The sequence below is a fragment of the Photorhabdus hindustanensis genome, from assembly GCF_002968995.1.
GTDB lineage: Bacteria > Pseudomonadota > Gammaproteobacteria > Enterobacterales > Enterobacteriaceae > Photorhabdus > Photorhabdus akhurstii.
In genome coordinates, this window is record NZ_PUWT01000129.1 from 1 (window position 1) to 3,109 (window position 3,109).

Here is a 3,109-nt window from a genome sequence, read left to right on the forward strand (position 1 = left end):
CCACCAGATAAGCGGCTCACGGCGTTTATAATCCACCTTACTGACCGCTTCTTTGCCGTTTAATAAAAACTTCACCATAAAGGCGACTGCCAGCGCTTTATCATTGCCACTACTTAAGAAGGCAAAAGAATAACTGCTGACGTTAGGGATAAAACCACGCCCGACAAGGTTATTATTTTCGTCTAGGCCATAAACTTTGAAGAACAGAATATTAGTTTTTTCTGCCATGCCTACTTGGGGATAGCGGGCGGCATAAGCTTTGCCTTTATACCAGGTATAAAAAATTTGTCGTTCACGGTCGATAATTAATGGTGCTTGTCTCTGGGAAAAGAATACTCCCCAAACAAACGGTGGAATAATTATTAGATAAAGTAGTAGAAATATCATGTCAGTGATAAAAATATCATTGCTATACTCATAGAAATTATAGCGATAATATAGGTATTTTTTCAGGGAGATTTCTTTATCGTTACCGATATAACTGGCCCCTTTCATATAATTTGGCAAATCATTACGTAGATAAAATTTATCACCATATTCTTCTTTGACTAAATTAACCCAACGGTGAATACCTATTTCATTTTTTTTCTCGATTCTACAAAATCATTAATATTCAATATTAAGCTACTGATAATCCCTAATGTGATGGGAATTAGAGCAATGCTCCGGAAACGGCGTTGAGTATTATGAACATGGCACTCCTTATCATCAAGATAGTCTATTATTTCCACATGTTTAATAGTTTCTATATCCTTAATATCCGGTGGTACCGCCAGAATTTCTTTTTCCCAGCGGGCCAGCCGTTGGGCTGGCAGTGGATGGATAGTGGGAAACCATTTTTTGAGTAAATTTTTTAATCGTTTCTTCATTCGGAAAGATCTTCATCAGGGGGACCTAAGCGATCCAATTCTGCCAGAATCAACGGAATTTGAGCGTCTAAATCGGCGGGTCTTTTATCTTTACTCCACCAGATAAGCGGCTCATGGCGTTTATAGTCCACCTTACTGACTGTCTCTTTGCCGTTTAATAAAAACTTCACCATAAAGGCGACTGCCAGAGCTTTATCATTGCCACTACTTAAGAAAGCAAAAGTATAGCTGCTGACATTAGGGATAAAGACACGTTCGATAAGGTTGTTATTTTCATCCAGTCCGTAAACTTTGAAATACAGAATATTGGTTTTTTCCATCATACCTAATTGTGGATAACGGGCAGCATAGGCTTTACCTTTATGCCAGGTGTAGAAAATCTGTCGTTCACGGTCAATAATTAATGGCGCCTGACTCTGCCAAAAAAATATACAATAGACAAAGGGTGGAATAATCAATAGATAGAGCAGAAGGAAACTTATATCAATTATGAGCAATCGGGTGCTGCTTGGGTAAAAAGTATAACGATAATATAAATATTTCCTTAGTGAAATTTCTTTATCATTACCAATATAACGGGCATTTTCCATATAGTCTGGTAAATCGTTACGCAGATAAAACTTTTCTCCATATTTTTCTTTTACTAGCTCTACCCAGGAATGAATATCTGATTCAGTATCCTTTCGTTCTTTTATAAAATCATTCACAGTTAACACTAGACTGGTAATTAGTCCTAGTGTAACAGGAATTAGAGTAATACTCCTAAAACGGCGTTGAGGATTGCGGATATGACACTCCTTATCATCAAGATAGTCCAGTATTTCCACATGTTTGATGGTTTCTGCATCCTTAATATCTGGCGGTACTGCCAAAATTTCTTTTTCCCAACGTGCCAGCCGTTTGGCTGGCAGTGGATGAATAGTAGGAAACCATTTTTTGAGTAAGTTTTTTAATCGTTGTTTCATTCGGAAAGATCTTCATCAGGGGGACCTAAGCGATCCAATTCAGCCAAAATCAACGGAATTTGAGCGTCTAAATCGGCGGGTCTTTTATCTTTACTCCACCAGATAAGCGGCTCACGGCGTTTATAGTCCACCTTACTGACTGCCTCTTTGCCGTTTAATAAGAATTTCACCATAAAGGCGACTGCCAGTGCTTTATCATTGCCACTACTTAAGAAGGCAAAAGAATAACTGCTGACGTTAGGGATAAAACCACGCCCGATAAGTTGATTGTTCTCATCCAGGCCATAAACTTTGAGGAACAGAATATTAGTTTTTTCTGCCATACCGACTTGTGGATAACGAGCGGCATAGACTTTACCTTTATACCAAGTGTAAAAAATTTGCCGTTCACGATCGATAATTAATGGTGCCTGACGGCATGAAAAAAACACTCCCCAGACAAAAGGAGGAATAATTAGCAGATAGAGCAGTAAGAAACCTATATCAATTTTGAGAAGTCTGGAACTACTTGGATAAAAGGTATATCGATAATATAAATATTTTCTTAGTGAAATTTCTTTATCATTACCAATATAGCGTGTATCTTTCAGATAGCTTGGTAAATCATCGCGTAAGTAAAATTTCTCACCATATTCCTTTTTAGCTATATTAACCCATCGATAAATTTCTGATTCATTACTCTTTCGTTCTTCGATAAAATTGTTAACGTTTAATACCAAGCTGCTAATAATCCCCAGTGTTACTGGAATCAGGTTTATGCTCCTAAAACGGCGTTGAGGATTGCGGATATGGCATTCCTTATCATCAAGATAGTCCAATATCTCCACGTGCTTAATGGTTTCTGCATCCTTAATATCTAGCGGTACTGCCAGAATTTCTTTTTCCCAGCATGCCAGCCGTTGGGCTGGCAATGGATGAATAGTGGGAAACCATTTTTTAAGTAAGTTTTTTAATCGTTGCTTCATTCGGAAAGATCTTCATCAGGGGGGCCCAGGCGATCCAATTCGGCCAGAATCAATGGAATTTGAGCGTCTAAATCGGCAGGTCTTTTATCTTTACTCCACCAGATAAGCGGCTCACGGCGTTTATAATCCACTTTACTGACCGCCTCTTTGCCGTTTAATAAGAATTTCACCATAAAGGCGACTGCCAGAGCTTTATCATTGCCACTACTTAAAAAAGCAAAAGAATAACTGCTGACGTTAGGGATAAAACCACGCCCGACAAGGTTATTATTTTCGTCTAGGCCATAAACTTTGAGGAACAGAATATTAG

General features: G+C 38.4%; 4 protein-coding genes and 1 pseudogene. All 5 read right to left on the minus strand.

What is annotated here, in order from left to right; translation table 11 throughout:
• Positions 1-495 (minus strand): annotated as a pseudogene (locus C6H66_RS24490) (hypothetical protein); the annotation flags it as partial.
• Positions 496-572: 77 nt separating this feature from the next.
• Entirely contained in the window at positions 573-869 is a 297-nt protein-coding gene (locus C6H66_RS24495; RefSeq protein WP_105397016.1) for a hypothetical protein, read from the minus strand.
• Positions 866-1,834 carry a hypothetical protein gene (locus tag C6H66_RS24500; protein WP_105397017.1) on the minus strand — a complete coding sequence of 323 codons (969 nt, stop codon included), beginning with the start codon at positions 1,832-1,834 and terminating at the stop codon, positions 866-868. The genes C6H66_RS24495 and C6H66_RS24500 overlap by 4 nt, the downstream gene beginning before the upstream one ends.
• Positions 1,831-2,799, minus strand: a complete 969-nt coding sequence (locus C6H66_RS24505) for a hypothetical protein (protein WP_105397018.1) — start codon at positions 2,797-2,799, stop codon at positions 1,831-1,833. The genes C6H66_RS24500 and C6H66_RS24505 overlap by 4 nt, the downstream gene beginning before the upstream one ends.
• Positions 2,796-3,109 (minus strand): hypothetical protein (locus C6H66_RS26255; RefSeq protein ID WP_422615594.1); only part of this gene is annotated, 314 nt, incomplete at its 5' end. The genes C6H66_RS26255 and C6H66_RS24505, both read right to left, overlap by 4 nt.

What these genes read in the sequence shown, in the direction of transcription:
- C6H66_RS24505 (WP_105397018.1), bottom strand. Translation starts at nt 2,799, where the DNA reads ATGAAGCAACGATTAAAAAACTTACTTAAAAAATGGTTTCCCACTATT.
- C6H66_RS24500 (WP_105397017.1), bottom strand. Translation starts at nt 1,834, where the DNA reads ATGAAACAACGATTAAAAAACTTACTCAAAAAATGGTTTCCTACTATT.
- C6H66_RS24495 (WP_105397016.1), bottom strand. Translation starts at nt 869, where the DNA reads ATGAAGAAACGATTAAAAAATTTACTCAAAAAATGGTTTCCCACTATC.